The sequence below is a fragment of the Oryzihumus sp. genome (assembly GCF_054325275.1).
Map to the genome: position 1 here is coordinate 1 of NZ_JBTCWL010000043.1, position 15,306 is coordinate 15,306.

15 protein-coding genes are annotated in these 15,306 nt (G+C 74.0%); 5 read left to right on the forward strand and 10 right to left on the reverse strand.

What is annotated here, in order from left to right; all coding sequences use genetic code 11:
• A partial coding sequence (locus ACXVGS_RS12160) for a Clp protease N-terminal domain-containing protein (protein ID WP_458536992.1) occupies positions 1 to 563 on the reverse strand: 563 nt, incomplete at its 3' end.
• A 291-nt stretch (positions 564 to 854) separates the two neighbouring features.
• On the opposite strand from ACXVGS_RS12160, the gene ACXVGS_RS12165 reads away from it, so the two are divergent.
• The gene (locus ACXVGS_RS12165) at positions 855 to 1,817 is read left to right on the forward strand and encodes a hypothetical protein (RefSeq protein WP_458536993.1); all 963 of its coding nucleotides are present in this window, start codon (positions 855 to 857) and stop codon (positions 1,815 to 1,817) included.
• Here the strand turns inward: ACXVGS_RS12165 and ACXVGS_RS12170 are convergent.
• From ACXVGS_RS12170 to ACXVGS_RS12185, 4 genes are read right to left on the reverse strand one after another with little or no spacing between them, the layout of a single operon-like run.
• Positions 1,805 to 2,641, reverse strand: a complete 837-nt coding sequence (locus ACXVGS_RS12170) for an MBL fold metallo-hydrolase (RefSeq protein ID WP_458529629.1) — start codon at positions 2,639 to 2,641, stop codon at positions 1,805 to 1,807. The two genes, ACXVGS_RS12165 and ACXVGS_RS12170, sit on opposite strands and share 13 nt — an antisense overlap.
• A gap of 35 nt (positions 2,642 to 2,676) precedes the next feature.
• Entirely contained in the window at positions 2,677 to 3,519 is an 843-nt protein-coding gene (locus ACXVGS_RS12175; protein WP_458529630.1) for an SDR family NAD(P)-dependent oxidoreductase, read from the reverse strand.
• A 43-nt stretch (positions 3,520 to 3,562) separates the two neighbouring features.
• Positions 3,563 to 5,101 (reverse strand): flavin-containing monooxygenase, encoded by a 1,539-nt coding sequence (locus tag ACXVGS_RS12180; protein WP_458532485.1) that lies wholly within the window; start codon positions 5,099 to 5,101, stop codon positions 3,563 to 3,565.
• 1 nt (position 5,102) lies between these two features.
• Positions 5,103 to 6,035, reverse strand: coding sequence for an alpha/beta fold hydrolase (locus ACXVGS_RS12185; RefSeq protein WP_458536051.1), 933 nt, complete (start codon positions 6,033 to 6,035; stop codon positions 5,103 to 5,105).
• A 58-nt stretch (positions 6,036 to 6,093) separates the two neighbouring features.
• Here ACXVGS_RS12185 and ACXVGS_RS12190 point away from each other — a divergent pair, with 58 nt between their 5' ends.
• Positions 6,094 to 6,720 (forward strand): TetR/AcrR family transcriptional regulator, encoded by a 627-nt coding sequence (locus ACXVGS_RS12190; protein ID WP_458534648.1) that lies wholly within the window; start codon positions 6,094 to 6,096, stop codon positions 6,718 to 6,720.
• Here ACXVGS_RS12190 and ACXVGS_RS12195 read toward each other — a convergent pair.
• From ACXVGS_RS12195 to ACXVGS_RS12205, 3 genes are all read right to left on the reverse strand, one after another.
• A complete protein-coding gene (locus tag ACXVGS_RS12195) occupies positions 6,703 to 6,891 on the reverse strand; it encodes a hypothetical protein (RefSeq protein ID WP_458529634.1) in 189 nt (62 codons plus the stop codon). The genes ACXVGS_RS12190 and ACXVGS_RS12195 overlap by 18 nt on opposite strands.
• Positions 6,888 to 8,234 carry a hypothetical protein gene (locus ACXVGS_RS12200; protein WP_458529635.1) on the reverse strand — a complete coding sequence of 449 codons (1,347 nt, stop codon included), beginning with the start codon at positions 8,232 to 8,234 and terminating at the stop codon, positions 6,888 to 6,890. The genes ACXVGS_RS12195 and ACXVGS_RS12200 overlap by 4 nt, the downstream gene beginning before the upstream one ends.
• A 61-nt stretch (positions 8,235 to 8,295) precedes the next feature.
• A complete protein-coding gene (locus ACXVGS_RS12205; protein WP_458536994.1) occupies positions 8,296 to 9,057 on the reverse strand; it encodes a MerR family transcriptional regulator in 762 nt (253 codons plus the stop codon).
• A 49-nt stretch (positions 9,058 to 9,106) separates the two neighbouring features.
• On the opposite strand from ACXVGS_RS12205, the gene ACXVGS_RS12210 reads away from it, so the two are divergent.
• Positions 9,107 to 10,954, forward strand: coding sequence for a hypothetical protein (locus ACXVGS_RS12210; RefSeq protein WP_458532489.1), 1,848 nt, complete (start codon positions 9,107 to 9,109; stop codon positions 10,952 to 10,954).
• Between the two features lie 21 nt (positions 10,955 to 10,975).
• Positions 10,976 to 12,388, forward strand: a complete 1,413-nt coding sequence (locus ACXVGS_RS12215) for an MCE family protein (protein ID WP_458533352.1) — start codon at positions 10,976 to 10,978, stop codon at positions 12,386 to 12,388.
• Positions 12,389 to 12,502: 114 nt separating this feature from the next.
• Here ACXVGS_RS12215 and ACXVGS_RS12220 read toward each other — a convergent pair whose 3' ends face one another.
• Both ACXVGS_RS12220 and ku read right to left on the reverse strand, forming a co-directional pair.
• Positions 12,503 to 13,345, reverse strand: coding sequence for an Fpg/Nei family DNA glycosylase (locus ACXVGS_RS12220; protein ID WP_458532491.1), 843 nt, complete (start codon positions 13,343 to 13,345; stop codon positions 12,503 to 12,505).
• A 3-nt stretch (positions 13,346 to 13,348) separates the two neighbouring features.
• Positions 13,349 to 14,302 carry a non-homologous end joining protein Ku gene (ku, locus tag ACXVGS_RS12225; protein WP_458532492.1) on the reverse strand — a complete coding sequence of 318 codons (954 nt, stop codon included), beginning with the start codon at positions 14,300 to 14,302 and terminating at the stop codon, positions 13,349 to 13,351.
• Between the two features lie 67 nt (positions 14,303 to 14,369).
• On the opposite strand from ku, the gene ligD reads away from it, so the two are divergent.
• Positions 14,370 to 15,305, forward strand: coding sequence for a non-homologous end-joining DNA ligase (ligD, locus tag ACXVGS_RS12230; RefSeq protein WP_458529641.1), 936 nt, complete (start codon positions 14,370 to 14,372; stop codon positions 15,303 to 15,305).
• Position 15,306 lies beyond the last annotated feature (1 nt).

A 15,306-nucleotide genomic window follows, 5' to 3' on the forward strand; every position in this document is an offset into this window, starting at 1 on the left:
CCGATGACCGGGTCGAGCTTGCCCTCGCGGGCCGCCTGGGTCAGGTTGCGGCCGAACTGGTCGAGCACGAGCGAACCCGACGGGGTGCCCTCCTGCGGGCCACCGGTCGTGGTCGGCTCCTTGCCCTGGTAGCCGGACAGCAGCTGGATGACCTGCTGGCGCACCCGGTTGAGGTCGGCGCCGAGCTTGACCAGAACCTGCGCCGCGACTCCCTCACCCTCGCGGATGAGGCCGAGCAGGATGTGCTCGGTGCCGATGTAGTTGTGGCCGAGCTGCAGCGCCTCGCGCAGGGACAGCTCGAGGACCTTCTTGGCCCGGGGGGTGAAGGGAATGTGGCCGGACGGGGCCTGCTGGCCCTGGCCGATGATCTCCTGGACCTGCTCACGCACGGCGTCGAGGGAGATACCCAGACTCTCGAGTGCCTTGGCAGCGACACCCTCGCCCTCGTGGATCAGGCCGAGCAGGATGTGCTCGGTCCCGATGTAGTTGTGGTTGAGCATGCGCGCCTCTTCCTGCGCCAACACCACAACCCGACGGGCCCGGTCGGTGAACCGTTCGAACATCGCTATCTCTCCTCGCTATCGAGACACCTCGATGCTATCTGTGCTGCACGACATCACGGCACCCGTCGAGGGCACCTGATGCGTGATCGGGACAACGGCTCCGCTGGTCGCGGTGTTCCTCGCCTTGAGTCCCATTCGCTCATGTTCGCCCACGGCGTACGGATTGGCCCGAACCGTCCCACTCCGTGACCCAGAGTCTGTCGGGTCCGGACCCGCCGCGCGGGGACTTCACGGTTCCTTGCGGATCACTTGAGGCAACCGGGCGCCGGACCTGCGCGTCCCATCGGCATGGTGCGCCGCTCCCTGCTCCTGCCCCTGCTCGCCCCGCTGCTGTTCCTGGCCGCCTGCGGCCAGCAACGCGTCGGTATGCCGGGCGGCGGGGGCAGCGGTGACGGCGGCTTCCAGCAGCGCGCCGCGGCGGTCGCCCGAGCGTGGCGGCTCAACCCGCCGGACCAGGACTGGACGCACGGCTTCGTCCCGCTCCAGGACCTCGCCCTCCCCCCGGCCGACGGGTTCCCCGACGTCGCGACCAAGCAGGCCTTCCAGGCCGGCCTGTTCCGGCTGAAGGGCAGCCTGCCGGACACCCCGGCGTCCGGGTCGGTGCGCTTCCCGGACGGCAGCCTGCTGCGGGTGCCCGTGGTCGGGGCGCGCACGGCATACCGGCTGCTGGACCGCGGCGGGGCCGCCTGCAACGGGCCCACGACCCCACCGCCTGCCCGGGACAGCCAGCCGGCCACACCCTCGGGCGGCGTGACGTCCACCAGCCTCGGCCCGTGCACGGCGCTGACGGTGACCGGCGCGCGGCTGTCGACCGCGCCACTGCGCACCAGCCGGGGCGTCGCGACGGTGCCGGTGTGGCTGTTCACCGTCGAGGGGCTGTCCGGCCCGGTGGGCCGGGTCGCGGTGTCCCCGGACGCGGTGGGACAGGTCCCGGAGCCGCCGGCGTTGCCGTCGCTGCCCGCGGACGCCCGGCTCGAGGCGGCCCAGGACCTCATCGGCGTCGGCGGGGAGTCGCTGCGGTTCCGGGTGGGCGTCAGCCCGTGCGACAAGGACGTGCGGGCACGCGTGCTCGAGGACGATGGCGTCGTCGTGGTGGGCGCGTCCTTCTCGCGCACCTACGGGTCCCCCTGCCCGGCGATCATGATGCTCGACCCCGTGCGGGTGACCCTGACCGCCCCGCTCGGCGGGCGCCTCGTGGTCGACGTGGTCACCGGCCGCCCACTGGCACTGAACCCGGCGGCTCAGGCCCCCTGACCCCGCCGCGGCGGCAGGCACAGGCGCGTCCCGTCGGGCACCACCCGGGCACCACAGGCGGCGAGCCGGTGCGCGAGCACGGCGCCGGGCGGGTTGAAGTGGCTCAGGTGGACGGCGACCACGTCGGTGTCGTCGGTGACGGCGCCGGCGCGGCGCAGCGCGTCCACGGTCCGGGCGAACGAGCCGAAGGTGAGGTGGTCACCCGGCAGGTCCGTCCGCTCGCCAAAGGTCTGCTCGAGCAGCAGGAGGTCGAGGCAGGCGCCCGCGAGCGCCGCGACCGTCACGTCCGGCAGCTCGGCGGTGTCGGTGGCGTAGAGCAGCCGCTGGCCGGCCGGCCCGGTGACGTCGTAGAGCACGGCCTCACCGGGCGCACCGTGGTTGGCGGCCAGGGCACCCACCTCGTACCCGGCCACCTGGTGCAGCTCACCGGGACGCACGGCCACCAGCTCGACCCGATCCTGGCCGGGGGCGAGCCAGGGCGCGCACGCCTGGAGCACCGGGGGCGGGCCCAGGACCTGCAGCGGCCGGTCGGTCACCCAGCTGCGGTAGAGCAGCATCGCCGGGTCGAGGTGGTCGGGATGCGCGTGGGTGACCAGCACCGCCTCCACACCGGTCAGGTCGACCCCGGCACGCAGCGCCTGCCGGGGTGCCTCCGGTCCGCAGTCGAGCAGGAGCCGGCCGTCGACCAGCGCGCTGGTCTGGGAGCGCAGCTCCCCGGTCCCCGCCGCGTGCCGGCAGGAGGTGCAGTCGCAGAAGGGGTTGGGCCACCCGTCCGCCGCGCCGGTCCCGAGCAGGGTGACGGTCATCGGGTCCTGGGCGCTCACGCCCGCAGCCTGCCATGGCCGGCGAGCCGGGGCGGTCAGGCGTGGACGCGGCTGCGGTGCACCCCCGCCTGCACCCGGCACAGGCCGCGGGCTGCAGGGGGCGCCCAGCGGTTCAACCGCCACAGCAGGTGCGCCAGCGCGCCCACCGGGACGACCGCCTGGTTGCGCTCCAGACCCCGCACCGCCCGGGCCGCGACGGTCTCGGCACTGAGGAACTTCGGCTGCATCAGCCGCACCGCCTGGCGGACGCTGCCGCCGGCGATCGACGGCGGCGCCTCGTAGACCTCGTCCAGCAGCGGGGTGTCGACGAAGCCGGGGCACAGCACGGTGACGCCGATGCCGAGCGCCGCGGCCTCGGCGCGCAGGCCGGTCGAGAGGCCCACGACCGCGTGCTTGGTCGTCGTGTAGGGCAGCATCGCCGGGGCGGGGATGAGCCCGGCCAGCGAGGCGGTGTTGAGGATGTGCCCGCGACGCCGCGCGCTCATGTGCGGGTAGACCGCGCGCACCCCGTTGACGACGCCGCCGAGGTTGACCCCCAGGGCGCGGTCCCAATGCCGCTCGTCGAGCTCCTCGAGCAGGCCGCCGAGCGCGATACCGGCGTTGTTCACCATGACGTCGACCGGTCCGCGGTCGGCCTCGGTGCGGTCGACCACGTCGCGGACCTGCTCGAAGGAGCTGACGTCGACGGTGGCCGGCTCAGCCGACCCGGGACCGGCGGCGGTCAGCTCCGTGGCGGCCCGGGTGGCCCGGTCCCTGTCGAGGTCGGCGACCACGACGTGACTGCCGCGGCCGACGAGCTCGGCGGCGATGGCCCGGCCGATGCCAGAGGCACCGCCGGTGACGATGCTGACGCGGGGACGGAAGGGGGCGCGGGTCACGGGCAGGCTCCTGTGGGTGGGCCGGGAGGGTCGCTGGTCGGGGTCAGGAACGATCGGCGGGGACCGGTTCCGCGCCGGCCGGTTCGGCGGCCGGCGGGACGCCACCGCCCGGTGGACGCGGCGCGACGGTGGCGAAGTCGGCCGGGTCGAGCCGGCGGGTGCGCCACCAGTAGCTCAGCGTCGAGCCCGGCCAGACCGTGGTGTTGTTGCCGAACCGGTCGAGGTACCAGCTGCGGCAGCCGGACGCCCAGACCGTGCGCCGGCTGCGCGTGCGCATCTCTCGGGTGAAGCGCTCCTGCGCCGCGTCGGTGACCACGACCGGACCGCGCCGGCGGCGGGCGTGGTCGAGGGCCTGGAGCACGTAGCCGGTCGCCCACTCGATCATCATCACCACGGAGGTGTGGCCCAGCCCGGTGTTCGGCCCGAGCAGGAAGTACAGCTGCGGGAAGCCGGCCGTGGTCACCCCGAGGTGGGTGCGCATCCCGCCGGACCAGGCCTGCTCGAGCGACTGCCCGCCGAGGCCGCGCACGTCCAGCCGGTCGTAGCTGCCGGTGACGCTGAACCCGGTGCCGAGCACGATCGCGTCGACCTCGCGGCGCGTGCCGTCCGCCGTCACCACGGCGCCCGGCTCGACCCGGGTGATGGCGTCGGTGACCAGCTCGACGTCGTCACGGTCGAACGCCGCCCAGTAGTCGTTGGAGATGAGGATCCGCTTGCAGCCGATGGTGTAGTCGGGGGTGAGCGCGGCCCGCACCTGCGGGTCGCGCACGGACTTCTCCAGGTGCCGCCTGGCGACCCGCTCGACGAGCTTCATCGCGGCCGGGTAGCGCGAGAACGCCAGCACCCGGGACTCCAGCTCCCAGTAGGTCGCCCACCGCACCGCCCGCTGCAGGCCGGGTATCCGGCGGTACGCCGCCTTGCGCGCGCCCCCCAGCTCGCGGTCGCGCTTGGGCAGGATCCACGCGGGGGTGCGCTGGAAGACGTGCACCTGCGCGGCGCGCGGCGCCAGCGCGGGGACGAGCTGCACCGAGCTCGCGCCGGTGCCGACCACGGCGACCCGCTTGCCGGTGAGCCCGTCGTCCCCCTCGGGCCAGCGCGCCGAGTGGTGCACCGGGCCGCCGAACGAGGCGAGCCCCGGGATGTCCGGCAGGGAGGGCTCGTGCAGGGCGCCGATGCCCAGCACCACGGCGTCGGCGGTCCACTGCCGCCCGTCCGCGGCGGTGGCGGTCCAGCGGGCGGAGGGCTCGTCATACACGAGGGAGCGCAGGTCGGCCCCGAACCGCAGGTGGCGTTCGACGTCGTGCTCGCGGGCGCAGCGGCGCAGGTAGTCCCAGATCTCGCCGGCCGGGGCGAACTCTCGCGACCACGAAGGGTTCTGGGCGAAGGAGAAGCTGTAGAGCCGCGACGGCACGTCGCACGCGCACCCGGGGTAGCGGTTGTCCCGCCAGGTGCCGCCGACGTCCTGCGCCTTCTCCAGCACGACGTAGTCGTCCTCCCCGCGCTGGGAGAGCTGGATCGCCATGCCCAGGCCGGAGAAGCCTGTGCCGACGACGATCACGCGGTGGTGCGGGACGGTCGCCATGTCAGGCCTCCTGCCCGGCGCCGACCCGGCTGCCCCGCGTGAGCCGGAGCAGGTGCTCCGTCACGGTCTCGGCGCGTTCGAGCGGCAGCATGTGGCCGGCACCGTCGAGCACCTCGTGGTGGGCGTGCGGCAGGGCCTGCGCGATCACGGCCGAGAAGCGGGGCGGGGTGAGCTTGTCGGCCGACCCGACGAGGACAGCGGTCGGGACGTCGGCGAGCACCGGCAGCGCATCGAGCTCGTGGTGGGCGCTCAGGGCGAGGAAGAACCGGCCGATGGTGGCCGCCGGGTTGGCGGTGATGACCCGGTGCGTGCTGGTCACGTCCGACTCGTCGGCGCCCCGGCCGAACAGCAGTGCGCGGGAGCCCTCGAGGCGTTGGCCGCGGACCCTGACCGGGCCCGGCAGGGCGGCAAGGAGGCGCATCAGCCAGGGCAGGAACCGCGCCGCCACCCGCCGCAGGCGGGGCGGGACGCCGGAAGCGGAGGCGAAGTGGCCGGCGTCCTCCTGCACCAGCGAGGCGGCGGTCGAGACCAGTCCCACGCCCGCCACGCGGTCGCCGACCAGTCCGGGGTGGGCGCCGGCCATCGCCAGGATGGACATGCCGCCCATCGAGTGCCCGGCCAGGACCAGTGGCCCGGACGGGGCAAGCTCCCCGATGACGCAGGCGAGGTCGTCGCCGAGGCGACGGATGGTGGGCCGGCGGGTGCCGCGGCCGGAGGCGCCGTGGCCGCGCTGGTCGTAGCGGACCACGCGCAGGGCCCGGTCGGCGTCACTGAGGGCGCGAGCCACCCTGTCCCACGAGCTGTGGTCCAGGGTCCAGCCGTGGGCGAGGACGACCGTGACCCTCGAGCCGGCGCCTGGGGCGTCGTCGGGGCCGTCGACCCAGGCGGCGAGCGGAGTGCCGTCGTCGGCGCGGACGGTGTGCCGGGTGCTCATGGCGGGCGAACTTACCACGAGTAAGTTACCGGCGGTAGGGAGCGGCTAGGATCCGGGCATGACCCCCGAGGCGACGCCCGCGACCCGCTCCCGGATGCCCCGCGCCGAGCGGGAGGCCCAGATCCTCGCCGTGGCCGAGCAGGTGTTCGCCGAGCGCGGCTTCCAGGCGACGACGATGGAGGACGTCGCCGACCGGGTGGGCGTCACCAAGCCGATGATCTACGGCTACTTCGGCTCCAAGGAGGGCTTGCTCGCGGCCTGCGTGGCAAGCGCCCGCAGCCACCTGCTGCAGGCGACCGAGGCGGCCTGGGAGGCGGTGCCCGAGGGGTCGTCGGTGGAGGAGCAGTTCCGGGCCGGGGTGGGCGCGTTCTTCCGGTTCATCGACGAGCACGCCTCGGCGTTCGCGCTGATCACCCACGAGGGTGCGATGCAGGCCTCCGCGGCCGCGGGCATCGAGAGCATCCGCCGGCAGCAGACGGCGTTCATCGTACGGACCCTGCAGCAGCGGGCCGGCCTCGACGCAGTGCCGGCCACCCTGCTCGAGGGCTACGCCGAGGTCGTGGTCGGCGCCTGCGAGCGCCTGGCGATCTGGCGGGCCCGGCAGGAGCGCCCGGTCAGCGCCGAGGACGTGACCGAGCTGGTCATGGGCGCCGTCTGGCACGGCCTCTCACGCCTCATCCCCTGAGTCCGGGCCGAGCTCGTCCTCGTCGTCATCGGCGTGGGCGTCGCCCCTGCGGGCGATGGCCAGGAACGACCCGACCAGCAGCAGCGGCCCCAGCACCATCGCCGCCTCCGGCAGGCCGCCGTAGTGCCCGAGCGTGAGCACCCTGACCGGGGTCAGGACCGCCCGCCTCACGGCGCCGTCACCAGCACGATCCCGCCGGCGGTGAAGGCCACCATGGCCGCGAGCAGGGGGTACTGCGCCGGGCGCAGGGAGCGCCGCGGGAACGTCGCCACCGCCCGGTCGTGCGCGGCCACCACCCCGACCACGTGGCCGGCGACGATGGCGCCGACCTGGACCAGGGAGGTCAGGGCCGGCGACATCACGGCATGGTCGACCGTGACCGAACCGCCGGTGCCGAGCACGTCCCAGCCGCGCCCGAACGGGTCGGTGGCCAGCAGGTAGCCGAGCTGGCCCTGGGTCACCGCGAAGGTCGCGTAGTGCGCGACCGCGTAGCCGACGACGATCGGCACGAGGGAGTGTGCGAACCGGCGGCCCATGCCGCCCTCGGGCAGCCCACCGCGGGTGCGGTGACGGGCCGCCGCCCCGGTGGCGGCGGCGAAGACGAGCATCACGAGGGCCACGCAGGCCACCAGGCCCAGGGAGTACGCCACGAGGTGCGCGGCTCCGTCGAGGCCCCCCGTCGCGTGCCGCCACGGCCGCGAGCGCGACAGGCCGTCGAATCCGGTCGAGCCCAGCAGCAGGCAGATGACGGCGGTCAGGCTGCGGTCGGGACGCAGCCCGGCCAGGTGCGCCATCGGGCTGCGCAGCGCCAGCCGGCCGCCGGCGTCCCGCGACAGCGGCGACAGCCGGGCGAGCAGCCCCGAGTAGACCTCGAACCCGTCACCGCGCCCGAACCAGTGCGGGCCGAACCACGTCCCCGCGGCCGTGTGGACCAGCACCCACGCCGTGCCGAACGCCGCCACGACGCGCGGCTCTGCGGACCACTCCGGCACGAGCTCCAGCCAGGCGAAGGCGGCCAGGCCGGCGAACGCGGGCCAGTGCCCCCACCGGTCGGGCAGCGGCCGCGGGCGGACACCGGCCACGCGACGCGCGGCAGAGGCCAGGGTGCGCACCGGGTTGACGGCCCGCCATACCGGGCCGAGGAGCACGGACAGCGGGACGAGCCCGACCCAGAACCAGGCATAGAGCCAGGTCGGGGCGAGGTTGCCGTCGGCGTCATCCGGGCCGAGCCAGCCGGCGGCGAGCCAGAGCAGCAGCGCCGCCAGGGTGAGCGCGCGCAGCACCAGCCGGAGCGGCCCCGAGCCGACCACGCGCGCGAGCACCGACGGCAGCGGGCGACCGCCCTTGACCTGCTCGAACCGGGCCGAGGACCAGAAGGCGGCCAGGCCGAAGAAGGAGACGGCCACGGCGGACCCGGCGGCGTAGGCCGCGAGCCAGACCGGGACGGCCGGGTCACCGCGGCCGCCGATGCCGTGCAGCGGGACGGCGCTGATGACGGCGAGGGCTGGGGTCACGCTCGCTCCTGACGTCGCGGGTGTGTGACGTCAGGAATGTAACACGATGAATGTCAGATAATCAGGCCCCGGTCGCATGGCCCGCCGCGGCCGCGCCCAGCTCCTCACCCATGGCCCGCTCAATGGCCCCGCGCATGGCCTCCTGGAACGCCGCGACCAGCGCCTGCCCGGCCAGCGGGATGATCGCCTCGACCTTCTCCTGCATCCGCGGCCACTCCTTGTCGGGCATCCCGGTGGCCATGAAGTCGGCCCAGAGCGTGCTGCGGAACAGCTCGACGAAGGACTCGGCGACCGCCCCGGCCTGCTGGCGCAGCCCCGGGACGAGGGCGAGCACGTCCTCGACCGGGATGCCGAGGCCGATCACCTCGAGGCCGGCGCGCAGCAGCCCGACGTTGGGTATGCGCAGGCGGCCGTCCTCGAGGCGCTCGGCCAGCCCCATCTCGACGAGCCGGTCGACCACGGCCGGGTCGTGGGGCACCCTCGCCTGGGCCGCGAGCGTCTCGGGCTCGAGGACCTCGGGCTCGCTGTCCCAGGGGGACATCAGCGATTGGTAGAGCCCCAGCGCCTGGGAGCCGGAGGAGGGCGCCGAGGCGAGCATCCGCTCGGCGGCGGTGAGCGTGTAGCCCTGGTCGAGCATCTCGCGCACCAGGGTCAGCCGGGCCACGTGCTCGGCGCCGTAGTAGCCGGTCCGCCCCACCAGCCGCGGCGGCGGGATGAGCCCCCGGGTGCTGTACGCGCGGACGTTGCGGACCGTCATACCGGTCCGGGCCGCGAGCTGGTCGATGGTGAGCTCACCCTCGCGTGGCCCCTGGCTGATGGTCATCTGCACCCTTCCCTTGACAGTGCTCCATCTTACTTGCAACATCTGTTATGTGACATTCTTGATGTCAGATACCTCCCCTCTCCTCGTCCCGACCGCCGCAGCCCCCGCGCCCGGCGTCGCCGAGGCCTCCCAGGTCGCGGTCGTCGTGGGGGTGGTCGCCGTGGTCTACGCCGCGCTCGCGTGGCTGGTGCTGCGCGAACGCACCGGCCACCGCACCCTGCTCGGGGCGCTCGCCGACCGGGTCGCCGGGCTCGACGGCACCCCCCGCTGGGCGGCCATCAGCCCGTTCGTGCAGACCGCCGCGATCCTCGCGGCCGGCTTCGGGGTGTGGTGGGACATCTCGTTCCACATCGACCACGGCCGCGACCAGGGCCCCTTCGGCACCCCGGCGCACTACCCGATCTTCTTCGGCCTGCTCGGTGTCATGGCCTCCGGCGTCATCACCTGCGCCCTCGCCGCGAAGCCGGTTCCGGCCGGCTCGCTGCGGCTGCGCCCCGGCTGGCGGCTCCCGCTCAGCGGGGTGTTCGTCGTCGTGTGCGGCACGTTCTCCCTCATCGGCTTCCCGCTCGACGACACGTGGCACCGCATCTTCGGCGAGGACGTCACGTTGTGGGGGCCCACCCACATCCTCATGATCGGCGGCGCCGTCATCGCACTGTTCGCACTGTTCCTGCTGCGTGCCGAAGCGGTGCAGGTCAGCGGGCCGCGGCGGCGCTACGTCTTCCTCGACGTCGTCACCGGCGGCGCGCTGCTCATCGCCTTCGAGCTGTTCGCCACCGAGTTCGACTACGGCGTGCCGCAGTTCCCGCTCCTCAACCAGCCGCTGCTGCTCGTGCTCGGCACCGTGCTGCCGCTGGTCCTGACCCGCGCCCGTCGCGGTCCGGGCAGTGCGCTCGGCTCGCTCCTGGTCTACCTCGTCGTCCGCGGCTCCATCACCGCGCTCGTCGCCGGCCCGCTGGACCGGGTGATGCCGCACTTCCCGCCGTACGTCGTCGAGGCCCTCCTCGTCGAGGGCGTCGCGCTCGTGGTGGGCACCAGCCGGCGGTTCCGCTTCGGGTCCGTCACGGGGGTGGTCGTCGGCGTCCTCGGGGTGCTCGCGGAGTACGGCTGGTCACACGTCTGGATGCCCATCCCGTGGCCGGGCACGCTGCTGCCCCCGGCGCTCGGCCTGGGCGTCGTCATGGGCGTCGGCGCGGGGCTGGTCGCCGCCTGGGTCGCCACCCGCCTCGACGACGTGGCCGGGACGGGCACCGAGGGTGCTCCCCCGGTGCGCCGCGGCCACCTGCTCGCCGCGGTCGGGCTCGCCGCGGTTTTCGTGCCCCTGGCCGTCGCGGTGCCGCGCAGCGCCACTCCCGACGTGCGCGCTCAGGTCGACCTGGCACCCCAGGCCGGCTCGTCGCGGTCGGCCGTGGCCACGGTGCACCTGCATCCGGCCGATGCCGCCGACCACGCGACGTGGTTCATCGCCACGTCCTTCCAGGGCGGCCACACGCACATCGCGCCCATGGTGCGCGTGTCCGAGGGCGTCTGGCGGACGCCGTTCCCGATCCGCCTGGACGGCCGGTACAAGAGCACCCTCCGCCTGCATCGCGGCCTGCACGACATGCTGTCGCTCCCCGTGCACATGCCGGCCGACCCGCAGATAGGCAAGCCCGAGATCCGGGTGTCCAGCGGCTCACAGGCGGCGTTCGTCGACGACGAGCAGGTGCTGCGCCGCGAGGAGCGCACCGACCTGCCCGGCTGGTACTGGACCGCCGGCTACGGCGCGCTCGGGCTCGTCTCGGCGCTCGAGCTGGGCATCCTCGCCTGGCTGCTCACCCGGGCGGGCGCCGCGGCACGGGCACTGCGGCGACCGGCCGGCATACCCTCCGGGCGGGTGCCGTCGTTGACCCGCTGACACCGGCGACAGGGAGCGGGCATGCAGGGGAGACGGGCCACGCGGTGGGGCCAGCCGGCCGCAGGAGTGGCGTTCATCCTCGTCGTCGCGTTGCTGCTCGGGGCGTCCGTGGCGGCCTACCAGCAGCGGTTCACCCCCGCGGTCATGGTCACCCTGCGGGCCGACCGGGCCGGCAGCCAGCTCAGCGACCACTCCGACGTCAAGCTGCGCGGCCTGCTGGTGGGCCAGGTCCGCGCCGTCACCAGCACCGGTGACGGCGCGGTCCTGACCCTGGCACTCGACCCGGACCAGGCCGGGCAGGTGCCCGCCGACGTGCGGGCGCGGCTGCTGCCCAAGACCCTCTTCGGCGAGCGCTACGTCGAGCTCGTCCCGCCGGCCGGCCCGGCCGGGCGCCCCATCCGTGAGGGCGACACCATCGGGCAGGACCGCAGCAGCGTGGCGATCGAGCTCGAGCGGGTCTTCGACGACCTGCTGCCGCTGCTGCGCACGGTGCGGCCCGAGCGCCTCGCCGCGACGCTGAACGCGCTGGCCACCGGGCTGGAGGGCCGGGGCACCCAGCTCGGCACCGACCTGGTCGAGGCCGACCGCTACCTGCGGGCACTCAACCCGTCGATGCCCACGGTCCAGGCGGACGTCAGCGCCTTCGCGGACGTGGCCTCCACCTATGCCGATGCCGCGCCGGACCTGCTGCGGATGCTGCACTCCCTGGTGACGACCAACGCCACGCTGGTGCAGAAGAAGGACGCCCTCGCCGGGTTCCTCGCCGGCACGGCGGGCTTCGCCGACACGGCCACCGGGTTCCTGCAGGCCAACGGGGACCGGATCATCCAGGTCGGCCGGGTCGGGGCGCCCACCCTGACGACGCTGGCCCGCTACTCCCCCGAGTACCCGTGCATGGCCCAGGCGCTGACCACGTGGGCGCCCCGGATCAGCCAGGCCTTCTCCCAGCACACCTTCCACATCACGCTGGAGGTGGTGACCCCGCGCGAGGCCTACCGTCCCGGCGAGGAGCCGGCCTGGGGGTCGATGCCGCCGGGGTGCAGCCTGCTCCCCTGCCCGCCCAGCAGCCAGGCCGAGCCGTTGCCGAGCAAGCACTTCCCCGACGGCACGCAGAACCTCTACGGCTACAGCTCCGACCCGGTCGGGGACTACAAGCGCAGCCACCCCGACTGGCGCCGGCAGTTCGCCGAGCTCGCAGCGCACTGCGGCCAGCCCGGCTACGCCCCGCCCGGGATGAGCTTCGAGCAGCCCTCAACCACCCCGGTGCAGAGCGGGTTCCCCTCCCTCGGGCTGGCGCAGGCCGACTCCGGCATGGCCGGGACGCAGGCCGAGCAGGAGGTCGTCCAGGCACTGCTCGGGGACAGCTCCCCCAGCGCGGTCACCACCTTGCTGGCCGGGCCGGTCCTGCGCGGCACGACGGTCAGCCAGGACTGACCGGTATGCCGGGTGCCCGCCTCCTCGGGAGAACGCGACGATCGTCGCGGCAGTTTCGACGCGTTTCCGGGCCGAAGGCCGCGCGACGATCGTCGCGCCATCGCCTGCGACGGGTCAGCGGCGGCGCTGGCAGCGCCCGCACCAGAACAGGTTGCGCCCGACCACGACCTGCGTGCGCACCCGTGAGCCGCAGACCCGGCACGGCTCGCCGGTGCGCTTGTAGACGTTGTAGGAGCGCTTCGGTGCGGTGACCCGCTGACCCGCGGCCAGCTGGGCCAGCGCGGCGTCGACCTGCTCCTGCCGGGTGAGGATCTGTCCGGCCGCGACGCCCAGCGGCATGAGCACGACGAGGTCTTCCCACATCGCCCGCCACGTGGCCGGGCGGATCTCCCGGCCGGGGCGGAACGGGTCCACCCGGTGCCGGAACAGCAGCTCGCACCGGTAGACGTTGCCGACGCCCGCGACGACTGCCTGGTCCATGAGCAGCTCGGCGATCGACCGGGTCGAGCGCGAGATCCGTCGCCACGCCAGTTCGGGATCGGGGTCGGGGCGCAGCGGGTCCGGGCCGAGCCGGGCGTGGACGGCAGCCACCTCGTCGGGGGTGACGACGGCGCACAGGTTCGGGCCGCGCAGGTCGCCGACCCACGCGTCGTTGAGCAGCCGCAGCCGCACCTGGCCCTGCACGGGGACGGGCGCGGACGGCATACCGTCGTGGCCGGCACGGGAGTGCACGGCGAACTTGCCGATCAGGCCGAGGTGGACGTGCAGCCAGGCGTCACCGTCGAACTCGGCGAACAGGTGCTTGCCCCACGCGGTCGCCTCGCGCAGCACCCGGCCGTCGAGCAGCGCGGCGCCGTCCTCGAAGCGGCCCTGCGGGCTGGACGCGGTCACGGTGGTGCCCGCGAAGGCGCGGTCGATGCTCCCTGCCAGGGCGTGCAGGGTGTGTCCTTCGGGCATCGGTCAGCTGGCCGCCTTCTTGCGCGGCTTCTCCTCGGCGGCCTTGCGGGCGGCCGTCTTCTTCGCCGGGGCCCGCTTCGCCGCGGTCTTGGCGGCAGGCGCCTTGCGGGCCGGGGCCTTCTTCGCCGGCTTGGTCGCCGGCTTCTCCTCCGGCTCGGCAGCCTCGACCGGCTCGCCCCGGGAGGCCTTGGCCCGCTCGACGCTGCGCTGCAGGGCCGCGAGCAGGTCGACGACCTCGCCGGAGGTGTCCTTGGCCGCCGGCGCCTCCTGCACCTCGCCGCCCTCGAGCTTGGCCTTGACCAGCGCCTCGACCGCCTGCTGGTAGTCGTCCTCGTAGTCGTCGGGGTCGTAGTCACCGGCCAGGGACTCGACGAGCATGTTGGCCATCGCCAGCTCGGCCGGCTTGGCCTCGGTCTCGGCGTCACCGAGCCCGACGAACTCCGGGGAGCGGACCTCGTCCGGCCAGAGCATGGTCTGCATGACGATGACGTCGTCGCGCACCCGCAGCACCGCGATCGTCATGCGGGTGCGGATCGAGACGGTCACGACGGCCATGCGGTCGGAGGCCTTGAGGGCGTCGCGCAGCAGGGCATAGGGCTTGGTCGCCGTCTTGTCCGGCTCGAGGTAGTAGGAGCGGTCGAGCAGCATCGGGTCGATCTGCTCGACGGGCACGAACTTCTCGACCGCGATCTCCTTGGAGCTGCGGGTCGGCAGGTCGGCCATGTCGTCGTCGGTGAGCACGACGATCTGGCCGTCCTCGGTCTCGTAGCCCTTGGCGATGTCGTCGTAGGACACCTGCTCGCCGTCGATGCTGCAGATGCGTTGGTACTTGATCCGCCCGCCGTCCTCACGGTGCACCTGGCGGAACTGCACGTCGTGGTTCTCGGTGGCCGAGTAGAGCCGCACGGGCACGTTGACCAGCCCGAACGACACTGCCCCCTTCCAGATGGCTCGCACGCCAGACCTCCTCGTCGCAGGTGGCGAGTTCACACCTGTCCGCTGTCCCTTCGGTCAGGATGGACCCATGCGCCCCATGCTGGCTAGTCAGGGCACGGCCATCCCGGCCGGCCCCTCGTGGGTCCACGAGGTCAAGTGGGACGGCATGCGCGTGCTCGCCGACGTGCACGAGGGCCAGCTGCGGCTCACCTCCCGGACCGGCAAGGACGTCACCGCGACCTTCCCCGAGCTGGCCGGGCTGGCGCTGGAGACCGAGGACGCCCTGCTCGACGGCGAGGTCGTCGCGCTCGAGGGCGGGATCCCTTCGTTCACCGCGCTGGCCGAGCGGATGCACGTGCAGGACCGGCGCCGGGCCGCGGCGCTGGCCGTGGTCCGGCCGGTCACCTTCATGGTCTTCGACATCCTGCGCCTGTATGGCGTGGACCTCACCTCCCGCACCCTGTCCGAGCGCCGGGCCACCCTCGAGCGGGTCGGGCTGGAGGGCGCGCACTGGCAGGTGCCCCCGGTCTACGACGACGGGCGGCTGCTCCAGGAGGCCACCCGCGAGAACGGCCTCGAGGGCGTGGTCAGCAAGCGGCTGTCCTCGAAGTACCACGCGGGCCGGCGCAGCTCCGACTGGCTGAAGTTCCCCCACCGCGCGACCGACTCGGTGGTCGTCGGCGGGTGGCGGCCGGAGACGACCAACGCCACGCGGCTGGGCGCGGTCCTCGTCGGTCGGCCGACCGCGACCGGCCTGCGCTACCTGGGCCGCGTCGGCAGCGGGCTCACCGGGCGCGCGGCGGTGCAGCTGCTCGACCGGCTGGGGTCGCTGGGCGCCGACGCCTCGCCGTTCGCCGACGAGGTGCCGCGCATCGACGCCGACGGCACCCGGTGGGTGCGCCCGGAGGTCGTCGTGGACGTGACCGCGCTGGGGGCGACGCACGGCGGACGGCTGCGGCAGCCGGCATACAAGGGGCTGCGGGCGGACCTGACGCCCACGGACCTGCTCGAGACGGAGGGGTGAG

Coding starts and splice junctions, on each gene's coding strand:
- ACXVGS_RS12185 (WP_458536051.1), bottom strand. CDS start 6,035: ATGAGCACCCGGCACACCGTCCGCGCCGACGACGGCACTCCGCTCGCC.
- ACXVGS_RS12190 (WP_458534648.1), top strand. CDS start 6,094: ATGACCCCCGAGGCGACGCCCGCGACCCGCTCCCGGATGCCCCGCGCC.
- ligD (WP_458529641.1), top strand. CDS start 14,370: ATGCGCCCCATGCTGGCTAGTCAGGGCACGGCCATCCCGGCCGGCCCC.
- ACXVGS_RS12205 (WP_458536994.1), bottom strand. CDS start 9,057: ATGACCATCAGCCAGGGGCCACGCGAGGGTGAGCTCACCATCGACCAG.
- ACXVGS_RS12180 (WP_458532485.1), bottom strand. CDS start 5,101: ATGGCGACCGTCCCGCACCACCGCGTGATCGTCGTCGGCACAGGCTTC.
- ACXVGS_RS12215 (WP_458533352.1), top strand. CDS start 10,976: ATGCAGGGGAGACGGGCCACGCGGTGGGGCCAGCCGGCCGCAGGAGTG.
- ACXVGS_RS12220 (WP_458532491.1), bottom strand. CDS start 13,345: ATGCCCGAAGGACACACCCTGCACGCCCTGGCAGGGAGCATCGACCGC.